Origin of the sequence: Solidesulfovibrio alcoholivorans DSM 5433, assembly GCF_000702665.1 — a bacterium.
In the GTDB taxonomy this organism is placed as follows: Bacteria; Desulfobacterota; Desulfovibrionia; order Desulfovibrionales; family Desulfovibrionaceae; genus Solidesulfovibrio; species Solidesulfovibrio alcoholivorans.
On sequence record NZ_JNJA01000006.1, the window covers coordinates 216,983 to 235,682 of the forward strand.

At 65.8% G+C, this 18,700-nt stretch carries 18 protein-coding genes and 1 pseudogene; 9 read left to right on the forward strand and 10 right to left on the reverse strand.

Going from position 1 to position 18,700, the window contains the following annotated elements; genetic code table 11:
* The first annotated feature begins 53 nt into the window (after positions 1-53).
* From Q368_RS0113140 to rbr, 5 genes are all read left to right on the forward strand, one after another.
* Entirely contained in the window at positions 54-1,223 is a 1,170-nt protein-coding gene (locus Q368_RS0113140) for a trans-sulfuration enzyme family protein (protein WP_245611343.1), read from the forward strand.
* Between the two features lie 176 nt (positions 1,224-1,399).
* On the forward strand, positions 1,400-1,990 hold the full coding sequence (locus Q368_RS0113145) for a peroxiredoxin family protein (protein ID WP_029459527.1): 591 nt from the start codon (positions 1,400-1,402) through the stop codon (positions 1,988-1,990).
* A gap of 83 nt (positions 1,991-2,073) precedes the next feature.
* Positions 2,074-2,679, forward strand: a complete 606-nt coding sequence (locus Q368_RS0113150; protein ID WP_156955709.1) for a redoxin domain-containing protein — start codon at positions 2,074-2,076, stop codon at positions 2,677-2,679.
* 46 nt (positions 2,680-2,725) lie between these two features.
* Positions 2,726-3,043, forward strand: coding sequence for a carboxymuconolactone decarboxylase family protein (locus Q368_RS0113155; protein WP_029459529.1), 318 nt, complete (start codon positions 2,726-2,728; stop codon positions 3,041-3,043).
* 23 nt (positions 3,044-3,066) lie between these two features.
* Positions 3,067-3,642 carry a rubrerythrin gene (gene rbr / locus Q368_RS0113160; protein ID WP_029459530.1) on the forward strand — a complete coding sequence of 192 codons (576 nt, stop codon included), beginning with the start codon at positions 3,067-3,069 and terminating at the stop codon, positions 3,640-3,642.
* 44 nt (positions 3,643-3,686) lie between these two features.
* Here the strand turns inward: rbr and Q368_RS0113165 are convergent, their stop codons facing one another.
* The 4 genes from Q368_RS0113165 to Q368_RS0113180 all read right to left on the reverse strand — a co-directional run bounded on the left by Q368_RS0113165 (position 3,687) and on the right by Q368_RS0113180 (position 6,800).
* Entirely contained in the window at positions 3,687-4,760 is a 1,074-nt protein-coding gene (locus Q368_RS0113165) for a radical SAM protein (RefSeq protein WP_162179642.1), read from the reverse strand.
* Positions 4,761-4,985: 225 nt separating this feature from the next.
* Positions 4,986-5,471: a hypothetical protein gene (locus Q368_RS0113170; RefSeq protein WP_029459532.1), complete on the reverse strand. Its 486-nt coding sequence runs from the start codon at positions 5,469-5,471 to the stop codon at positions 4,986-4,988.
* Positions 5,455-6,447, reverse strand: a complete 993-nt coding sequence (locus Q368_RS0113175; protein WP_029459533.1) for a 4Fe-4S dicluster domain-containing protein — start codon at positions 6,445-6,447, stop codon at positions 5,455-5,457. The genes Q368_RS0113170 and Q368_RS0113175 overlap by 17 nt, the downstream gene beginning before the upstream one ends.
* Before the next feature lie 77 nt (positions 6,448-6,524).
* Complete coding sequence (locus Q368_RS0113180) at positions 6,525-6,800, reverse strand: cysteine-rich small domain-containing protein (protein WP_043785879.1); 276 nt, start codon at positions 6,798-6,800, stop codon at positions 6,525-6,527.
* A 96-nt stretch (positions 6,801-6,896) separates the two neighbouring features.
* Here Q368_RS0113180 and Q368_RS0113185 point away from each other — a divergent pair, with 96 nt between their 5' ends.
* Entirely contained in the window at positions 6,897-8,204 is a 1,308-nt protein-coding gene (locus Q368_RS0113185) for a VgrG-related protein (RefSeq protein ID WP_029459535.1), read from the forward strand.
* 73 nt (positions 8,205-8,277) lie between these two features.
* Here the strand turns inward: Q368_RS0113185 and Q368_RS0113190 are convergent, their stop codons facing one another.
* Together Q368_RS0113190 and Q368_RS0113195 are read right to left on the reverse strand one after the other, a co-directional pair.
* Entirely contained in the window at positions 8,278-9,426 is a 1,149-nt protein-coding gene (locus tag Q368_RS0113190) for an iron-containing alcohol dehydrogenase (RefSeq protein WP_029459536.1), read from the reverse strand.
* A gap of 117 nt (positions 9,427-9,543) precedes the next feature.
* Positions 9,544-10,341 (reverse strand): MogA/MoaB family molybdenum cofactor biosynthesis protein, encoded by a 798-nt coding sequence (locus Q368_RS0113195; RefSeq protein WP_029459537.1) that lies wholly within the window; start codon positions 10,339-10,341, stop codon positions 9,544-9,546.
* A 96-nt stretch (positions 10,342-10,437) separates the two neighbouring features.
* On the opposite strand from Q368_RS0113195, the gene rfbA reads away from it, so the two are divergent.
* The gene (rfbA, locus tag Q368_RS0113205) at positions 10,438-11,307 is read left to right on the forward strand and encodes a glucose-1-phosphate thymidylyltransferase RfbA (protein WP_029459538.1); all 870 of its coding nucleotides are present in this window, start codon (positions 10,438-10,440) and stop codon (positions 11,305-11,307) included.
* 120 nt (positions 11,308-11,427) lie between these two features.
* On the opposite strand, the gene Q368_RS26635 is transcribed toward rfbA, so the two are convergent.
* A complete protein-coding gene (locus Q368_RS26635; protein WP_169740598.1) occupies positions 11,428-11,580 on the reverse strand; it encodes a hypothetical protein in 153 nt (50 codons plus the stop codon).
* Positions 11,581-11,775: 195 nt separating this feature from the next.
* Between Q368_RS26635 and Q368_RS0113215 the strand changes: the two genes are divergently transcribed.
* Complete coding sequence (locus Q368_RS0113215; protein WP_029459539.1) at positions 11,776-14,295, forward strand: GAF domain-containing protein; 2,520 nt, start codon at positions 11,776-11,778, stop codon at positions 14,293-14,295.
* A gap of 55 nt (positions 14,296-14,350) precedes the next feature.
* Here Q368_RS0113215 and map read toward each other — a convergent pair whose 3' ends face one another.
* Entirely contained in the window at positions 14,351-15,094 is a 744-nt protein-coding gene (gene map, locus Q368_RS0113220; protein WP_029459540.1) for a type I methionyl aminopeptidase, read from the reverse strand.
* 57 nt (positions 15,095-15,151) lie between these two features.
* Positions 15,152-15,637: pseudogene (locus Q368_RS0113225) on the reverse strand (magnesium chelatase subunit ChlI family protein); the annotation flags it as partial.
* Between the two features lie 47 nt (positions 15,638-15,684).
* On the opposite strand from Q368_RS0113225, the gene Q368_RS27410 reads away from it, so the two are divergent.
* The gene (locus Q368_RS27410) at positions 15,685-15,933 is read left to right on the forward strand and encodes a helix-turn-helix domain-containing protein (RefSeq protein ID WP_156955710.1); all 249 of its coding nucleotides are present in this window, start codon (positions 15,685-15,687) and stop codon (positions 15,931-15,933) included.
* A 730-nt stretch (positions 15,934-16,663) separates the two neighbouring features.
* Here the strand turns inward: Q368_RS27410 and Q368_RS0113240 are convergent.
* Positions 16,664-18,577 (reverse strand): DUF927 domain-containing protein, encoded by a 1,914-nt coding sequence (locus Q368_RS0113240; protein ID WP_029459543.1) that lies wholly within the window; start codon positions 18,575-18,577, stop codon positions 16,664-16,666.
* Positions 18,578-18,700: the final 123 nt, after the last annotated feature.

An 18,700-nucleotide genomic window follows, 5' to 3' on the forward strand; every position in this document is an offset into this window, starting at 1 on the left:
CGCAGCGGACGCTTCAGGCGTATCTGCACCAAAACGCGCAGGAAAGGAGTTGCATGATGAAACCATCCCGCATGGGCGAACATACCCGTTGCGTGCGCGCCGGCGAGCGCCTGGACCGCAGTGTGGGCGGCGTGACCACGCCGTTGCACACCGCCTCGGCCTACATGGCGTGCCAGGACGTGGAAGGGGCTTACCGCTATCCGCGTTACGGCAACATCCCGACCCAGATGGCTCCGGCCGACAAGCTGGCGGCCCTGGAAGGGGGGCAGGCGGCCATGGTCATGGCCTCGGGCATGGCAGCCATCTCCTCGGCCCTGCTCTCCGTCCTGAACGCGGGCGACCACGCGGTGCTCCAGGCCGACCTGTACGGCGGCACGCACCGCTTCCTGCTGGCCGAGCTGTCGCGCCTGGGCATCGGCTACAGCCTGGTCGCCGACGCCGATCCCGCGCGTCTGGAAGCGGCCGTGACGCCGCGGACGCGCGCCGTGTACGTGGAGACGCCGAGCAATCCGCTGTTGCGGGTGGTGGACCTCGAAGGCGTGGCCGCCATGGCCAGGCGTCGCGGGCTCGTGTCCATGGTGGACAACACCTTCGCCTCGCCCATCAACCAGAAGCCGCTCGCGCTGGGCTGCGATCTCGTCATCCACAGCGGCACCAAGTACTTAAACGGCCACAGCGACCTCAATTGCGGCGCCGTGGCGGGAGCGGCACCGCTCATGGCGTCCGTGCGCGAGCGGGCGGTCAATTTCGGCGGCACGCTCAATACCTACGACTGCTTCCTGCTCGAGCGCGGCATGAAGACCCTGGCCCTGCGCATGGCCAAGCACAACGAAAACGCCATGGCCGTGGCGGAGTTCCTCGCCGCACGGCCGGGCGTGTCCGCCGTGCACTATCCGGGGTTGCCCTCGCATCCGGGCCACGACGTGGCCAAGCGCCAGATGCGGGGATTCGGCGGCATGCTCTCCTTCGAGCTGGCCTGCGCGCCCGAGGCGGCGCGGGCGTTCGTGGACGGCCTGGAACTGGCGCTTGAAGCCGTGAGCCTCGGCGGCGTGGAAACGCTCGTCTGCTTTCCGGCCGTGACCTCCCACGCCAAGATGTCGCGGGAGGAGCGGTTGGCCATCGGGGTCACGGACACGCTGGTGCGCCTTTCCGTGGGTTGCGAGGACGCGGACGACATCATCGCCGACGTTCGCCGGGCCATGGACGCGGCTGGCATCGCCTGAAGCCGCGCGTAACCAGCCGGCCATCGCCCCTGACGCGCCCGACCATGCCGCGCTGCGCGCGGCCGTGACCGCTCCGGACGCCCTTGTTTGAACCGCGGGCTTTGCCTCGCGCCCGAAGATGTTTATCAAGACAGATCGGCGGCCCGCCGCCGCGATCCCCATTTTCCGGAGGAGCCATGAACCGTCTGTTCCGTCTGCTCGTCGCCGCGCTGCTGCCGCTGCTGGCCGCCGCCCCGGCCTGGGCCGTCGAGGCCTCGCTGTCCCCGGGCGCGCATCCGCTGGCCGTGGGCAGCGCCTTTCCCGACGTGTCCCTTGCCGGCCAGGTGTCGCCAGAAGCCGCGACGCGGCTCGGCCTCGCGCCCGGCAAGGCGCAACGGCCCGTAAGCGCCCTCGGCACGGAGATCCTCGTGGTCGAGATCTTCAGCATGTACTGCCCGTATTGCCAGAAGGAAGCGCCCGAGGTGAACGCGCTCTACGACCTCATCGACAAGCGGGGCCTGTCCAACCGCATCGGCGTCATCGGCGTGGGCGCGGGCAATTCCGAGGCGGAAGTGGACATCTTCCGCAAGAAGTACGCCGTGCCGTTCGCGCTTTTCGCCGACCCGGATTTCGTCGTGCACAAGCAGGTGGGGCAGGTGGGCACGCCGTTTTTCTACGTGCTCAGGAAAAAGCCCGGCGGCGGGTACGCCGTCCTCGGCGCGAGCCTTGGGGTCATGGATTCGCCGGCGGCATTCCTGTCGCGGATCACCCGGGCGGCTGGCATCTGATTTTTGGGGATTTTTTATGGCGCGCATCCTTGTTTTGGAGAATGATTTTCCATAAGATGCGCCCCAAGCAGGGAGGCATGGCGATGCACGCACGTTTGCTCGGGGCCGCGCTGGCGGTCCTTTTGTGCGCGGGGGCGGCCCTGGCTGCGCCCGCGACGCCCCAGGGTCTGGCCGCGGACATCTATCCCGTCGGGCAGTTGCCGCCCACGGACAGCACGCTCGCCGTGGCCGTGGGCGAGGCCATGCCCGACTTCGACCTGCCGGCCGTCTCCGGCGGCCGCGTGCGCCTGTCCGATTACCTTGGAAAGAAGAACCTGGTGCTCTCCTTCGTGCCGGCCGCGTGGACGCCGGTGTGTTCCGGGCAGTGGCCGGGCTACAACATCGCCAAGGAGGCGTTCGAGGCCAATGATGCGGCGCTCGTCGGCATCTCGGCGGACAATATCCCCACGCTCTACGCCTGGATCAAGGAGATGGGCGGACTGTGGTTCCCGGTGGCCTCGGACTTCTGGCCCCATGGGGGACTGGCGCAAAAGCTCGGCATCCTGCGCAGCGATGGCGTCACGGAACGGGCGCTCTTTGTTGTGGACAAAAAAGGCGTGATCCGGTTCATTGACGTGCATGACATCAACACGCGCCCGGACCTTGGGGAACTGCTTACGGCCCTGGCGCGCGTGCACAAGGAACAGTGACCCGCCGTCCGGCGGCAGCGCGCAACGGCGTCGCAAGGAGCAAGCCATGACGGACGCATCGGTTCCCCGCCATTATGAACGACTGGCCCGCGATTATCCCCGGTTCATGGCCGCGCTCGAATCCGTGGCCGCATCCGCCCGGGAGCTCGGGCCGCTCGAGGAAAAGACGCTGCAGCTCGTGCAACTCGGCGCGGCCGCGGCGCGCGGCATGGAGACGGCGGTGGCCAGCCATGCCCGGCGGGCCACCCGTGCCGGGGCCTCGCCCGAGGAAATCTGCCAGGCCCTGCTGGCCCTGGCCACCACCATCGGCTTTCCGGCCGTTGCGGCGGCGCTCAAATGGGCCGAGAAGTATCTGGACGAATGAACCAAACGCATCGGAGGTCGTGCATGAAACCGCTCAAGGGATCGCAAACCGAAAAGAACATCCTGACCGCCTTCGCCGGCGAGTCCCAGGCCAGAAACCGCTACACCTACTATGCTTCCAAGGCGAAAAAGGAAGGCTACGAGCAGATTTCGTTCCTGTTTACCGAAACCGCGGACCAGGAAAAGGAACACGCCAAGCGGCTGTTCAAGTACCTGGAAGGCGGTGAGGTGGAAATCACGGCCGCGTTTCCGGCCGGCGTGATCGGCGACACCCTGGCCAACCTGCGCGAGGCCGAGGGCGGGGAGTCCTACGAGGAAAACGACATGTACCCCTCGTTCGCCGCCGTGGCCACACAGGAAGGCTACCCCGAGGTGGCCGCCACCTTCACGCACATCGCCAAGGCCGAAGGCTTCCACAAACGCCGCTACGCCAAACTCGCGGACAACATCGAAAAGGGACTGGTCTTCAAACGTCCGGCCAAGGTCCTGTGGCGTTGCCGCAACTGCGGCTACCCCATGGAGAGCGACCACGCCCCGGACAAGTGCCCGGCCTGCGAGCATCCCATGGCCTATTTCGAGCTCGCTCCCGAAAACTGGTAGACCCCGCCTTTTCCCGGACCGCGCCGCACCGGCGCGGTCCGGCCCTACACTGACGCCGCGATCCGGCGCACTTCCTCCGCATCAAGCGCCGCCAGTTCCTCGGAGCGTCCGTGCAACGCGAGCATCTTGCGGGCCAGTTCCTTGTCGGGGATATGGCTGTGGATGTTGCCCGGTTTCTGCTTGCACAGAATACAGTTGCGGCACATCTCGGTTTCGTTTTCGGTGTTGACCGTCTCCCGGATCTTTATCCAGAACGGATCGTTCCAGGTCGCGGCAAAACCGTTCTCGAAGATATTGCCCCGGCGAATGGACGAGCCGCAACAGATGCCTATCTTGCCGGAAAGTTCGACGGACATGTATTTGAAGGGAAAGTCGCAGGTCTTGGCGTCGAGCCAGCTGCCTTTGCCCGGGGATTTTCCGGAGAAGAGTTTGGGCGCGGCGATGGTCACGCCGTATTTGTCCCCGATTTCCTGGGTCAGCATGATCTTCTCGTCGCTGAGCTCCTGGTGGAAATACAGGGAACGCTCGGCCAGGTAGGGGGTGGCGCACACGCAATAGATGACGTTGATCTGGTTGATGCCGAGTTCGGCGGCGATGGCCGCGAGCTTCGGCAGGGATTCGATGTTGTCGCGCAGGGCCACGAAATTGAACTGGGTCCAGACGTCGTTGCGTTTTTCCGTGATTTTCCGCTTCATGAACTGGGCGATGTTGCCGAGGACCTTGAAGAAATTCCCATGGGGGCGGACGGCCGCATAGGCCTGGGGCGTGCCGCCGTCGATGCTGAACTTGATGACCTGCAAGGCGCTGCCCACAAGCTTTTCCCGCCAGGATTCGTTGAGCAACGAGCCGTTGGTGACCAGCCAGAACCGGGTTTCCTTGTTCGTAATCGTCGCGATCAGCTCGTCCAGGTGCTTGTAGAGCAGGGGTTCGCCGCCGTTGATGTTGACGAATTTGACGAAGGGAAGGACCTCTTCCAGTTGCGGAATGAAGGACTGGGGGTATTCTATCGGATCTTTGTGGTTTTGCGTGCAGGTGACGCAGTTGAAGTTGCAGCGCATGGTCGGCGTGAGCGTGATCTCTTCGGGAAATGACTCCAGTTCGCCCACGTGGTTCGCCATGTATACGTGCCTGGCGATGCTGTTCAACGTTTTCATGTTGGCATAATAGGACATTGTAGCTCCCGCACTGGTTTGGCATGGCGTTCTCGCCCGGATGCCGCGGCATGAATATGACGCTTGCCGGCGGAAAAAGCAAAAAATGCGCCAAGAAAAACGTGCGCCCGGCCCGCCGCAACATAAGGACGGCGGGCCGGGCGCACGGCAGGGGCGTCGCCGTCCCGATGGTCAGCGGGCGCGCGGGGTGTCCCGGGCGGTGGCGGACAGCGCCGCGCGGCGTCCCCAACCGAGGGCGAAGACCCCCAGCGCCACGGCCAGTCCCAAATGCGTCCAGTCCAGGTAGCGCATGTTGTGAGGGCCGACAAACGGCGCATCGCCGTTTTGCAGCACCCGCAGCAATCCCGTGGCCGCGACGGCGGCATAGAGCGCGATGCGCCACGTCCCCGCGCGGCTGAGCGCCGGCCGGGCGCGGCCGGCCCCGAGCCAGGCCGTGGCCATGGCGCACAGCACGAAAAGCAGCACCGTCGCCAGGGCCAGGTGGAGGGCGGATGTGACGCGGAAATCGCCGAGCCAGCCCAGGCCCGGAATGTCGGCGATGTAGTAGCGCGGAAAAATCGGCATCTGCCCCATGCCCGTGAGCGCCAGGCCCAGGGCGGCGGCAAGCAGCAGGCGTTTTTGCCAGCGGGGGAAAAGTTCCTTACGCGTCGGCGTCATGACGGTCCTCCGTGTCGCGTTCCTTCCTGGAATCCTTGGCCCGGGAATACAGGCGCAGCGCCCCGGCCACGACCCCGGCCACGGGCGCGAGCAGCACCGACGTCGCCAGGTTCGCCTGCTCGCCCATGACGTCCGGCGTCTTGCCGAGGCCCGGTCGGCCGGGGCCCTTGGCCACGGCGGCATTGAGCTCGGAAAAGGGCACGGGCGAGACGTAGAGGGTGTTCGTGCCGCCGTTTTCCGTTTCGCCGTAGACGTAGCCGCCGATTTTTTTCGCCAGCGCATGGGCCGCGGCGACGATCTCCGTGCGCGGGCCGATGGTCTGCACGCCGTTGGGGCAGGCCTCGATGCAGGCCGGCTGTTCGCCCGCGGCCATGCGTTCCCGGCAGCGGTCGCACTTGTACATGACGCCGTTGCCGGCGAAGCGCGGCATAAGGTCCAGATAGAGCCCGACGCCGGTCTGGCGCTGGGGGATGTGCCAGGGGCAGACCGCGCGGCATTTGGCCCCGCCCAGGCAAATGTCCGTGGCGATGCGCACCGCGCCGTCCGGGTATTTGGCGGCCGCGCCCCAGGGGCACAACTCGGCGCAGGGCGGGTGGACGCAGTGCATGCAGCGTCTGGGGATGTTGACCGTCAGTTCCCGGCCGTCCTTCGTCACGGTCGCGGTCTGGATGAAGAGCCAGTTGTAGGGCGTGAGCCGGTCGTCCACGTCCCGGGCCTCGGAGAAGTCCTCGACCTTGACCCGGGCCGGGGACATCTTGGGAAAGGGCTTTTGCGGCTCGGGATAATCAGCGGCATGGGCGTCGCGGCAGGCGGCCACGCAGGCCCCGCAGCCCACGCATTGCGAGAGGTCGAGCAGGGTGGCCAGGGGTTCGCCGGCAGAGGCGGCATCCCGGGCGAGCACGGTTTTCGCCGTGCCCGGCGCGGCCACGGCCGCCGCCGCCGTGGTCAGGGCCGTCAAAAAGGCGCGTCTGTTCATGTTGCCTGTCTCCTTGTCCGGTCGGGAACCGGAGGACACAGGTTAGCCCCTTTCGCGGGCCGGGGCATTGATCCGGATCAACGCGGCGGCTTGTTTTCCGTCTCCTCGCGCCGCTTCGCCGCCTCCTCGCGCAGCCGCGCCAGGATCTCGTCGTAGCCCTGCGGCCTGTGGGGGCGCAGACAGGGCGTGCAGTCCTTGACGCCCTGGCGCAACTCGCAGTCGCCGCCGCAGTCCGGGAGGAAATACAGCGGGCAGAAGCAGAACAGGCAGTTGAACGCCTGCGGGTCGGCCCCGGCGTGGCAGGGGAAGTAGCGGCAGGCGGTATTGGCGAAATAGCGGTGGCTGGCGTCCATGGTGGCTCCTTGGCGGCGGCTCCTCGGCCCGTCCGGGCACGGGGCTTGCAGTCTCCTGTTCGCCCCTTGGCGAGCACGAAACACGGGAAACGACGCATGGCCATACAGACCGCACCACAAGCCGCTGGCGACATCTTCAAGAAAGCCGCCTCCCTGGCCCCGGGAACCTCCCGGGCCGACAAGGATCCCCGCGTTTTCGCGACCATGCTCAAAAGCGGTTACGGAATCAACGGCGAGATCGGCAAATCGGCCAAGCAGGCGATTCCCCGGGAAAACATGATCACGGGCCTCGAGATGCTGTCCTCGGGCTCCGGCAGCGACCAGGACGCCGCCCTGGCCATGCTCGGCTACGACTCCGGCGCCAAGGGTTTGACGCCGCAAGGCTCGGCCCTGGACAAATTCCAGGGCAGCGCCCTGGCCACCCTGTCGCGCCTGGCCATGGAGCAGGCGGCCGCGGACAGCGGCTCGGCCCGCGTCGCGCCGGGCGCATCCCCGGCCCAGGCCGCGACCCCGACTGCCGGCGGCGGCTACAGCGTGCGCCGCGTCGTGGACAAGTCCGCCGTGCGCATGGCCGTCAATCCGGGCGCGCGCCACCCCGACGACCTCGGCCACCTGGGCCGCACCGCCCTTGCGGACGCCGACAGCGGCTTCACCAAGCGCGAGGAGGAGCTTCTGCTCGCCGCGGCCGGCGCGGAAAACATCCTGGCCGAAAGCACGCGCGTCGAAGCGGCCAAGGCCGAGGCCGCGGCCACGCGCAAGGTCCTGCCCTCCACCCTCCAGCACCGCGCCGGGAGCCTCAGCGCCCAGTACGAATCCAATTCCGAGATCGACTACATCGGCTACGACAGTCGGGGCGGCACCTCCTACGGCCAGTACCAGATCGCCTCCAAAACCGGCACCATGGACTATTTCATCAAGTTCCTCGAGGACAAGGCCCCGGACATGGCCAGCCGCCTCAAGGCCGCCGGCCCCGCCGACACCGGCGGCAGGAGCGGGCGCATGCCCGCGGTCTGGAAACAGATCGCCGCCGCGGACCCCAAGCGCTTCGAGGCCCTGCAGCACGAATTCATCCGCTCCAACAACTACGCGCCCGCCGCCAAAAGCATCGTGCTCACCACGGGCGTGGACGTGACCAGACGCTCCTACGCCCTGCGCGAGGTGCTGTGGAGCACGGCCGTGCAGCACGGCCCCTACGGCGCGGAGCGCATCTTCTCCCAGGCCATCGACAAGGCGGAGAACGTCGCCAGCCGCCAGGATTTTGACAGGGCGGTCATCGAGGAAGTCTATCGCCTGCGTGGCCAGAAATTCTTCCGGCACAACAAACGCGTGCGCGAAGCGGTCCAGTCGCGCTTCCGCGACGAGAAGACCACTGCCATCGCCCTGCTCGACGGCGCTGCCGTGTAGCGGCGCGCAAGGGGAGGGGCTCCATTCCCGGCGGCCTGCCGCGCGCCCGCCTCGGCGGGCGCAATTCTTTTTTTCAGACGAGTTTACGGTAGAGTTCCAGGATGTCCTCGGCTTCGGGGCGGCGCGGATTGACGCGGCTGCTGCCGTTTTCCGCCGCTTCCCGCGCCATGTCCGGCAGGGCCTCGATGTCCACGCCCACTTCCGCCAGGCTGCGGGGCAGCGGCAGTTCCGCGGCGAGTTCGGTCAGGGCCGCGGCGGCCAGGCGCGAGGCGGCCGGGAGGTCCAGCCCGTCCGTGCGCCGCCCGAGCGCCTGCGCCACCCGGGCCATGCGCCGGGGACAGGCCGGGCGGTTGTAGGCGGCGACGACCGGCAGCAGCATGGCGTTGGCCACGCCGTGGGGCACGCCGAATCGCGCGCCCATGGGCCGGGACATGGCGTGCACAAGCCCCACCGAGGCATTGGAAAAGGCTTGGCCGGCCTGCATCTGCGCATAGAGCATGGCGGCGCGGGCGTCGCTGTTGTCCGGGGCGCTGACGGCCAGGCTCAGGTTGTCCGCGATGGTCTCGATGGCGGCCAGGGCCAGGGCGTCGGAGAAGGGGTTGGCGAGCTTGGACAGGTAGGCCTCGATGGCGTGGGTCAGCGCGTCCATGCCCGTGGCCGCTGCCACGTGCGGCGGCATGGTGGCCGTGAGTTCGGGGTCGAGGATGGCCGCCGCGGGCATGAGCGTGGGGCCGACGAGGAGCATCTTGTAGCCGCGCGCCGTGTCGGTGAGCACGCTGACCCTGGTCACTTCGCTGCCCGTGCCGGCGGTGGTGGGGATGGCGATGACGGGCGGCCCCTGGCGCAGCCCGGAGACGCCTTCCAGGGAGGCCAGGTCGCCGGGGTTGGCGAGCAGGCAGCTGATGCCCTTGGCCGCGTCCATGGCCGAGCCGCCGCCAAGGGCCACGAGCACGTCGCAGCCCTTGGCGCGCGCCAGTTCCGTGCCGGCGACCACGCTGTCGAGGCTCGGGTCGGATTCCACCCGGACAATACCCGCGACCGCGACTCCGGCGTTTTCGAGCAGGCCGCACAACCGGTCCAGGCTGCCGTTTTTGCTGCTGGCGCTGCGTCCGGTCACGACCAGGGCTGTCCTACCCAGAGCGGCCGCCTCTGGCCCGGCCTGTTCCAGGGCGCGCGGCCCGTAGTGGATGCGGGGCGTCGTCTGAAAAAATCTCGTGGACATCTTCACTCCTTCCCGCCGTAACTACCGCGGGCCTGTTTCCCCCCCCGTCGGGGAGGTCCAGGAGGGGATCATCCCCTCCTGGCCGCCGGAGGCATCTTCCTCTTGTTTTTCTCCCCCCTACGCCTGCGCGCAGTCGGCGGGGTCGCCGCGCAGTTTGTCGAGGCCGTGGGGGATGGCCGGCAGGATGGCGGCCAGGGTTTCGCGCACGGCCTTGGGCGAGCCCGGCACATTGACGATGATGGCCTGTCCGAGCGTGCCGGCCACGGCCCGGGAGAGCATGGCGTGCCTGGTCTTGGCCAGGGAGGCGGCGAGCATGGCCGCCTCGAAGCCGGGCAGGCGTTTTTCGATGACGCGCAGGGTGGCTTCGGGCGTGGTGTCGCGCGGGGAAAGCCCCGTGCCGCCTGTGGTGATGACCAGATCGAAACCCTGGGTCAGGGCGAGGTCGGTGAGCAGTGCGGCCAGGTCGCGCGGCTCGTCGGGGATGATGTGCCCAAGCGACAGGCAAAGGGGCAGGGCGGCGGCGCAGGTCTCGGCGATGGCCGGGCCGGCGGCGTCGGCGCGCAGGCCCTGGCTGCCTTTGTCGCTGAGGGTGATCCAGGCCAGGGCGAGGCCGGTTTTGGCGGCGTGGTATGCCGACGTGCCTCCGGGAAGGACGCCGTCGGCCAGGGCTTCGGCCAGGAGCACGCGCGCGGCCGGGGCGTCGCCGCGTCCGGGCCGGTCCTTTACGGCGACCACGCACAGGTCGGGGCCGCCCGTGGCCGGGCTCAGGCGCGTGCCGACCGGAAGGCGCGGCAGGCGTTCGGCGGCGAGCAGGCAGACGCCGTATTCCGGGGCCGGCTCCGGGACGATGCACAGCCGGTCGCCGGCGGCAAGGGCGATGTCGCCGGCGGCGGCGAGGCGGAGGGATTGGGGCATGGCGGATTCCTTGGGCCTTGCGGTTTTGGTGGCGTTGGGTCAAAAGCGTGCCAACGATACGTCCGAGGCGGGCGGGATATCAAGCGAGGAGAAGGCATGAAAGGCATCATCTTGGCCGGCGGGTCGGGCACGCGGCTCTATCCCATCACGCGGGTGGTGAGCAAGCAGCTTCTACCTATCTACGACAAGCCGATGATCTACTACCCGCTTTCGGTGCTGATGCTGGCCGGCATCCGGGATATCCTCATCATCTCCACGCCCACGGACCTGCCCCGTTTCAAGGAGATGCTCGGCGACGGCGCAAGCCTCGGCATGTCCTTTTCCTACAAGGTGCAGCCCCGGCCCGAGGGCCTCGCCCAGGCCTTTCTGCTCGGCCGGGAGTTCATCGGCGACGATACCGTCTGCCTGGTCCTTGGCGACAACATCTTCTACGGCCAGGGGCTGGCCACGGTGCTGCAACGCTGCGCGGGCCTTACCGAAGGCGGCATCGTCTTCGGCTACAAGGTGCGCGATCCGCACCGCTACGGCGTGGTGGAGTTCGACGCGGCGAAAAACGTGATCAGCATCGAGGAAAAACCCGCGCAGCCCAAGTCGAAATTCGCCGTGACCGGGCTTTACTTCTACGACAACGAGGTGACCGACATCGCGGCGAGCCTGAAGCCTTCCGCGCGCGGCGAGCTCGAGATCACGGACCTCAACAACGTCTACCTCAAGCGCAACCGGCTCAAGGTGGAGTTCCTGGGCCGGGGCTACGCCTGGCTCGACACCGGCACCCACGAATCGCTGCTGCACGCCGCGAGCTTCGTCCAGGCCATCCAGGAGCGCCAGGGCGTGCTCGTGGCCTGCATCGAGGAAATCGCCTACCGCATGGGCTACATCACGGCCGCGCAGGTGGAGGGGCTCGCCGGCGACATGCTGAAGAACGCCTACGGCCAGTACCTCATGGAGATGATCCGCGAGGGCTAGCGCCGCGTTCTGCGATTCCTGCGGGCGGCCGTCGCGCCGCCCGCCGTTTTCCCACGAAAAAAGCCGCCCGAAGGCGGCTCGAAAACGGACGTTCGCCGCGGCGCGGGCCGCGGGACGGGCCTAGTGATGCTTGTCGTTTTTGATGTTGTGGCGCACGCGCACGAGGGCCGCACTGACGATGATGGCCATGTAGATATAGATGGCCGTGACCCCGAAGAAGCCCTGCTCGGTGGAATGGCCCATGTTCGTGACGAGTTCCGATACGATGCTCATTGCCTCAACTCCTTCGGGTCGTTTGGCGCGACGGCGCGGGTATTTTTTACGCCAGGACCGTCCCGGGCGTCAAGGGGGCGGGCCGTTTTGGCCGGCTGCGCGTATCCGTTATGCGAAGCGGACGCACGAAGGGGAGGAAAGGCGCTTTCGTTTTTTTCGCGCAAGCGGTAGATATGCCGATATGGGAGAGGCAAGGTGACGTCCACTCGATTTCCCTCGTTCCGGGACGAGCCGTCCGCGCGCCGGGCACTGGCCGCGGGGCTTGCCGCGTCCGTATGCGTCGGCGGCGCGGCGGCGCTCGCGGCGTATCTTTCGGGAACGGACGGGCCCGGGCTCGCGGCGGCGGCCGCGTTTCCGGCCCTGCTCGCCGGCTTCGCCGTGGAGCGCCATTGCCGGTTGCGTGCGCTCCTCAAACGGCGGGAGGAAGAAGCCTGCGCGGTCCGGGCCGAACTCGCGCGCAGCAACCGCGCGCTGGTGGCCCTGGGCGCGGTCAACCATGAACTGATCCACGCCACGGACCGCGACGTCTTTCTGGCCGGCGTGTGCCGCGTGCTGGTGGAAAAGGCGGGCTACGACCTCGTCTGGGTGGGCATGGCCGAGCTGGGCGCGACGAGCAGGGTCCGCGTCGCGGCCAAGGCCGGCGAGGACGCGCAGTGGCTCGACGCCATGGACATCCGCTACGACGACGACGTCCGCGGACACGGACCGACGGGCACGGCGATCCGCGAAGGGCGCATCGTCTCCATGCCGCGTTTTTCACAGGAGCGCTTCTACGCCGAATGGCCCGACCGGCCCCAGGCTTTGGACCGGTTCCAGGCGGGCATCGCCTTTCCCCTGCGCATCGGCAGACGCGTGGTCGGCGCGCTCAGCATCTACGGCCGCGAGGAGCGGGAGTTTGGCGAGGAAGAGGTCGCGCTTTTGACGCAGATGGCCGACGACATGGCGCACGGGCTGCACGTCCTGCGGCTGTCGGCCTCGCGCGTGCAGGCCCTGCGCCTGTTGCGCCTGGCGTTTCGGGCCAGCTCGGCCATGGCCGCGACGTCCCGCGCGCTCGTGGCCGGCGACCTGGACATGGCCGGCATGGCGGCGCTGGTGCTCGGACGGGCCATGGGCATGACAACCAGCCCCTTGGGGGCCGTCGGCCTGGTCGATCCCCGCCTGGGACGCCTGGACTGGATCACGACGCTTGGCCCGGACGGCCCGGTCCCTCATGGCCTTGTCGAGCCGGAAGGTTTTTTTCCCGAAGTCTCTGGCGTCTATACCGGGCCTTTCGCCGGGGCGCTCAACGACGGCGCGCCCGTGTTGCAAAACGCCGCCATGTCCCTGGACGCCTGCGCCCCGCCTTTCCCCGGGGGGGGCGCGGTGCGCGCCTTCTTGGCCGTTCCCCTGCGCCGCGCGCGCGGCGGCCCGGGCGGGCTGCTGCTGCTGGCCGACGCCCCGGCCGGCTATGCGGAACGGGATGTCCGGCTCGTGCAGCGGTTGGCCACGCTGTTCGACATGGGCGCGGCCCGGCTCGGGATCGAACGCGAACTGGTCGAGGCCAAGCGCCGCGCCGAGGCGGCCAACCAGGCCAAGACCCAGTTCCTGGCCAACATCAGCCACGAACTGCGCACGCCCATCAACGGCATCATGGGCATGGCCCAGCTGGCCATCCTCGAGGGGGCGTCCGGCAGCGAGGCCGAATACTGGCGCACGGTGCGCGAATCCACGGACCGGCTGGTGGAGATCGTCGACAACCTGCTGGAACTGGCCAGCGTCGAGTCGGGCTCGTTTTCGCCCATGCTGCGGGAATTTTCCCTGCGCCGGCTGCTCGAATCCCTGCGCAACGCCTATTCCGTGCGGGCGAGCCTGGCCGGGCTCGGCCTCGACCTCGCCGTGGACGCGTCGCTGCCGGACAAGCTCATGGGCGATTCCTTCCGCCTGCGCCAGATCCTGGCCCATCTGCTGGACAACGCCATCCGTTTCACCCCCACGGGAACCGTCTCCCTGCGCGCGGCGCTCCTTGCGCACGAAGACGGTGCGAACCGCGTGCTCGTGGCCAAGGACTTCAGCGGCGTGCGCCTGGTCTTCTCCGTGCTCGACACCGGCGTCGGCATCGCAACGGACCGCCAGGCCGCGATTTTCGAGAGTTTCTCCCTGGGTGAGGAGCCGCTGACCAAACGGTTCGGCGGCACGGGCATGGGACTTTCCATCGCCAGGCGGCTGGCGGAACTTCTGGGCGGCAGCATCTGGCTCGAGAGCCAGCCGGGGTTCGGCAGCACGTTCCATCTGGCCGTGCCGCTGTGGCCCGCGGTCCCGCCGGAGTCCGAAGGCGAAGCGCCGCCGCCGGCCGATCTGCCGCCGCTGAAATTCCTCGTGGTGGAGGACGAGGCCATCAACCGCCTCGCCCTGGCGCGCGGGCTGCGCAAGCTCGGCCACACGGTCGAGGAGGCGGCCAACGGCGAGGAAGCGCTGCGCAAGCTTTCGCTTGCGCCCGTGGACGTGGTGGTCATGGACATCCAGATGCCGGTCATGGACGGGCTCACGGCCGTGGCGCACATCCGCAACGGCGAGGTGCCCGGGGCGAGCCGGCGGTTGCCGGTCGTGGCGCTGACGGCCTACGCCCTGGACGGGGACCGCCAGCGTTTCCTGGCCGCGGGCATGGACGAGTTCGTGACCAAGCCCTGCGACATGGGCCAGCTGCTGCGCGCCGTGGCCAAGGTGCTGCCGCGCTGACGCCCCGCGCGCCGGTTTCCGGGACGCGCCGCCGGGGAAGCGGAGACGGGCGGCTTCAGGCCGCCGTCACCAGCAGCGGGCCTTTGGCGCTGACGACGAGGGTGTGCTCGTAGTGCGCGCTCAGGCTGCGGTCGCGCGTGACGATGGTCCATTTGTCCGGCCGTACCCGGACCTTGCCGCTGCCTGCGGCGATGATCGGTTCAATGGTCAGCACGAGCCCTTCGGTGAGCGTTTCCCGCGCCTTGGGCGAGCAGAAGTTGGGCACGCAGGGTTCCTCGTGGATGCTGCGCCCGACGCCATGCCCGCACAGTTCCCGGACCACGGAAAATCCCCAACGGTGCACCTCGTCTTCCACGGCGCGGCCGATGTCCTGGACGCGGTTGCCGGGGCGCGCCGCGGCAAGGCCCTTGCGGAACGCGCTTTCGGCGCAGCGCGCGAGCGCATCCGCCTGTCGCCCGACCCGGCCGATGCGCACGGTGACGGCCGCATCGGCGACATAGCCGTCCTTTTCCGCGGTGACGTCGCATTTGACGAGATCCCCGTCCGCGAGCTTGCGCTCCCCGGGAATGCCGTGCACGGCCTCCTCGTTGACGCTGATGCAGGCCGTGCCCGGAAAGGCGTAGACCTTGGCCGGGGAGGCTTCCGCGCCGTGCGCGTCCAGGGTCGCGGCGCAGACCGCGTCCAGTTCCGCCGTGGTCATGCCCGGGCGCGCGGCCTTGGACATGGCCTCCAGGCTCAGGCGCACGATGGCCCCGATGGCCCGCAGTTTTTCCAGATCCTCGTGTGATTGCAACGTCATGACGCCACCTCGCTTTGCATGGGCGCCTCGCCGGCCGCGGCCGGGCGGGGACGCGCGTCAGCCCAGCCGTTGCCGGTCCAGGTTGCGCAGGTTCACGGCCTCGGCCAGGTGCTCCACGCGAAGCGAAGCGTCGCCGTCGAGGTCGGCGATGGTGCGGGCGATGCGCAAGATGCGCGTGTGCGCCCGCGCCGAAAGCCCCAGCCGACGCACCGCGCCTTCCAGGAAGGCGTGCCCTTCCTGGTCCACGGCGCAGAATTTGGAGAGCCAGCGCCCGGAAAGCCGGCCGTTGACCGAAAAGGGCAGCCCCGCGTAGCGCGCCGCCTGCGCCTCGCGCGCCGCGAGCACCCGCGCGCGCATGACCGCCGAGGTCACGGGCGAGGCGTCGGCGCGCAGCTCCTTGTAGGGCACCGCCGGCACCTCCACCTGCAAATCGATGCGGTCGAGCAGCGGCCCGGACAGGCGCGTGCGGTAGCGCCGCACGTCGCCGTCGGCGCACACGCAGGCATGGCGTTCGTCGCCGAGGTAGCCGCAGGGACAAGGGTGCGGTACAGATTTCAAACTCGATTTGTTCAGCATTATTGAATGGTTATATGACTTTACACTTTGAATTTCCCAAGACAATTTTTTGCAAAGGATACCCCAAATCGCCCCGCTTTCTCGGAGAGGAAATCCGAAAAAAACGGATGGACCTCGGCCTCCAAATAACTGATTTGGCCGAAGCTCTGGCCGTTGGCGAGAGCAGTATCCTCAACTGGGAAGTACGCGGAGTCAAGCCAAAGAGGGGAAACTTGCAGAAGATTGAACAGTTCCTAAAAACGGGTACGGCAGGGGTGGGATAGATTCGCTGGTCCGTAACCTCAAACGCACGCGTTGTAACCCTAGAAGAGAATTGTGATATTTCTAAGCAGCTTTAGATTCATCAGCCGATTCAGTCTGTCTACTTTCACAATTGTTTAAACAAAAAATTGACTTAACAAACATATTATAATGCAAATCTCTTTGTTCTTGCGACTCGAACTGGATAAAATTGAACACGACATTCCAGTTGTATTTCGATTTCTTGTTTCTCAAAGCGATGTCCTTCTTTGATAGTTGAAGGACATCGTAGTTGAAAAATCCGGCCCCAGGCGGCCCCGTTCAGCGTTGAGAATGGGTCCGCAGATGTCGCCCCTGCCCTGTCACGGCCAAGTTGCCGCCACCAAGTGACCATTTGCCCGAATTTCCACGAGGAGGTGCCTCACTCCGCCCGGACAGGAAGACATGGGAAAGGCGAACAGCACTATTTAGGTAAGGCGATTACGTTTTGGCCAGCCGCGCACGGGCACCGAGATGGCTCATATTCGGCCTAGGGAGGCTCTCAGGGAGTTTTTATTCGCAAAGCGGGCCAATGCCCCCAGCCATGGGAACGCCGCTGAGCGTGGCGTACACGCAGAAAATGGCCCGGGTCTTCGACATGCCAGGGGGCGAGACATCGCACGTAGCCCCAATGATCGGGAGGAGCCTGAAAACAAAGCAGCCCCTGAACCGCCATGAGCGGCCAGGGGCTGTCGTCATCGGGACGATCTGCAACTAAAGGTCGTCGTAAAAATCGTCCGTTCCGGTCGCGCCAATAGAAGGATAGACGCTATTCACATGCTCCTGGCCCGCCGGCTCAGAATAACCAGGGTTGCCCATCCCCTGGCCGTCGCCCTCACCCCGGCGGCGGAAGGTGTCCTTGAAACACTCGGCGAAATCCAGATGGACGACCCGGTGGTGGATGCCATTGACGTACTTGCGGGTGCCAATGCGGTCGGGGTCACTGCTCAGCACGAGGCCCTGCTCATGAAGGCGCTTCCAAAGGCGACCCCGGGTTTCAAGGGTAAAGCCCTTGGACTTGCTCTTCTTGAGGGCCGCGTCGTAGCTGATAGCCGGGAGCAGATACAAGCTTTCGCCGGCAATCCAGCCGAAGCGAAGCCCATTCTTATGCCACTCCCCGTTGATATTGGTCCACCCGATGGAATCCTTCCATTCAAAAAAATGGAATTCGTCAGGGTTGATGAAGTCAATATATCCAGCACCCTGAGCCATGGCGTCAATAAGTTGATCGAAGAAGAGATCCGCTGTGTCGTCATAGACGAAAACACTATTTTGATTGCGACCAACTTCAAGAAAAATATCTTCGGCCTGAGACAACACGGAGGCGGCCTCGGATTCAGAAATAATATTCATGGCCTTCATATAATAAATGAACATTCCGAACCCGAGGAACAGCTTGGCGGTGTTCTCCGGCGTACGAAAGTGAACAGAACGAAGACCAGAAAAGCATTCCCGAAGACGTTCAATTTCCGCAGGGATATGATCTTTCAGGCGGTCATAATTGGCAGAAATCCATTTAATATAACCAGCCATGGCATTTTCAAAGAGACCAGCCGCCGCGTACTGCTGCATGTGGGAAAGTTCGCTGGCATCAATGTCCCCCTTGCTGAGCTGGACGACAAACAGACGAGCGAGAAGACTGTCCCCCCTCGGCAGCGTTTCGCCGCTGGTCATGATCATGGCCCGGGAATGGTAGCTGCGGGCCAAATCATTCCGCCCCATCCGCTGCCGTCCGGTGGAGTTTCCTTGCCCACGGAAAATCCGCTCCGCCTTTTTTTCGAGTTCCTTGTATCCCAAAGAAGACCGCTCGTTGCGCAGGTACGTGAAGTCGTCAACGACAAAAACCGCGTCCTTCGCAAGAAACGTCATTATTTCCAGGGCATTTTCAGTGGAGGCCCAGTTGCCGGGCAAGCTGTTGTGAAATTGCCGGCCATAGTGGCTCTGGCAGAGCATGGTCAGCTGGGATTTGAAGGAACCGGTCACGCCGTGGAGGAAGACAGAAAAGTCCAAGGGAATGAAGCACTGGAGGGGAGCCAGGAAAGTCGCCCCAATAAGGGGAAGGATCGCTTGGCTCGGGTTCATCTGCGCAAGCGCCAGGCAGGCCCGGAGGGATTGTTCAAGCTCATGGTCTTCCTCGCCGGGATTAATGGCAAATTTACGCAGCTGCGGATCCTCGATGGCAACCTCGAAATGGGCTTCGTCCCCGTCGGTACCAATCACGGAACCATTGGTCATGTAAACGTGGCCATGGGAGGACTCAACCCAGCCGGTGTGGCTCACGACCGTTTTCTTCGGCACGACCCCGCTAATCATCCGAATCGCCAGAGGCAGGAGGTCCTTAACCTGCTTGACGGGATAGATAATGGCGCGTGAACCGTACTGGCTCACCCACCCCAGCGAATTGAACCTTTCGGTAGGAACGGAGACAGTGGGAAGAGGCGTACCGTCGCTGAAATAGCCTTCAACAAGGAATTCGATCCTAGAGATGATGCCATTGGTGACAGTATGCTCTTCAATAATTTTACACGCAAAGTTGCAGAGCTTGGTGCTGTTGTCGCCGTCACCGTGAACATGGGAGATACAGCCTTCAACAATATCGAAAGTATAATCGCTATGCGCGCCAGACATGTCGCTCTCCTATTTTTTGTAGTGAGATCACTGCTGCCAATGACCCCACTTTAGCCCAGGAGACGACGGTCCGTTGGCCCCGATTGCAAGCTTCAGCGGGTCCCTTTCGTGAGCCAGGAGCGC

Excerpts from the sequence above, each read along its gene's own strand:
- Q368_RS0113140 (WP_245611343.1), top strand. The coding sequence starts at position 54 with ATGATGAAACCATCCCGCATGGGCGAACATACCCGTTGCGTGCGCGCC.
- Q368_RS0113145 (WP_029459527.1), top strand. The coding sequence starts at position 1,400 with ATGAACCGTCTGTTCCGTCTGCTCGTCGCCGCGCTGCTGCCGCTGCTG.
- Q368_RS0113150 (WP_156955709.1), top strand. The coding sequence starts at position 2,074 with ATGCACGCACGTTTGCTCGGGGCCGCGCTGGCGGTCCTTTTGTGCGCG.
- Q368_RS0113155 (WP_029459529.1), top strand. The coding sequence starts at position 2,726 with ATGACGGACGCATCGGTTCCCCGCCATTATGAACGACTGGCCCGCGAT.
- rbr (WP_029459530.1), top strand. The coding sequence starts at position 3,067 with ATGAAACCGCTCAAGGGATCGCAAACCGAAAAGAACATCCTGACCGCC.
- Q368_RS0113165 (WP_162179642.1), bottom strand. The coding sequence starts at position 4,760 with ATGGCGAACCACGTGGGCGAACTGGAGTCATTTCCCGAAGAGATCACG.
- Q368_RS0113170 (WP_029459532.1), bottom strand. The coding sequence starts at position 5,471 with ATGACGCCGACGCGTAAGGAACTTTTCCCCCGCTGGCAAAAACGCCTG.
- Q368_RS0113175 (WP_029459533.1), bottom strand. The coding sequence starts at position 6,447 with ATGAACAGACGCGCCTTTTTGACGGCCCTGACCACGGCGGCGGCGGCC.
- Q368_RS0113180 (WP_043785879.1), bottom strand. The coding sequence starts at position 6,800 with ATGGACGCCAGCCACCGCTATTTCGCCAATACCGCCTGCCGCTACTTC.
- Q368_RS0113185 (WP_029459535.1), top strand. The coding sequence starts at position 6,897 with ATGGCCATACAGACCGCACCACAAGCCGCTGGCGACATCTTCAAGAAA.
- Q368_RS0113190 (WP_029459536.1), bottom strand. The coding sequence starts at position 9,426 with ATGTCCACGAGATTTTTTCAGACGACGCCCCGCATCCACTACGGGCCG.
- Q368_RS0113195 (WP_029459537.1), bottom strand. The coding sequence starts at position 10,341 with ATGCCCCAATCCCTCCGCCTCGCCGCCGCCGGCGACATCGCCCTTGCC.
- rfbA (WP_029459538.1), top strand. The coding sequence starts at position 10,438 with ATGAAAGGCATCATCTTGGCCGGCGGGTCGGGCACGCGGCTCTATCCC.
- Q368_RS26635 (WP_169740598.1), bottom strand. The coding sequence starts at position 11,580 with ATGAGCATCGTATCGGAACTCGTCACGAACATGGGCCATTCCACCGAG.
- map (WP_029459540.1), bottom strand. The coding sequence starts at position 15,094 with ATGACGTTGCAATCACACGAGGATCTGGAAAAACTGCGGGCCATCGGG.
- Q368_RS27410 (WP_156955710.1), top strand. The coding sequence starts at position 15,685 with ATGACTTTACACTTTGAATTTCCCAAGACAATTTTTTGCAAAGGATAC.
- Q368_RS0113240 (WP_029459543.1), bottom strand. The coding sequence starts at position 18,577 with ATGTCTGGCGCGCATAGCGATTATACTTTCGATATTGTTGAAGGCTGT.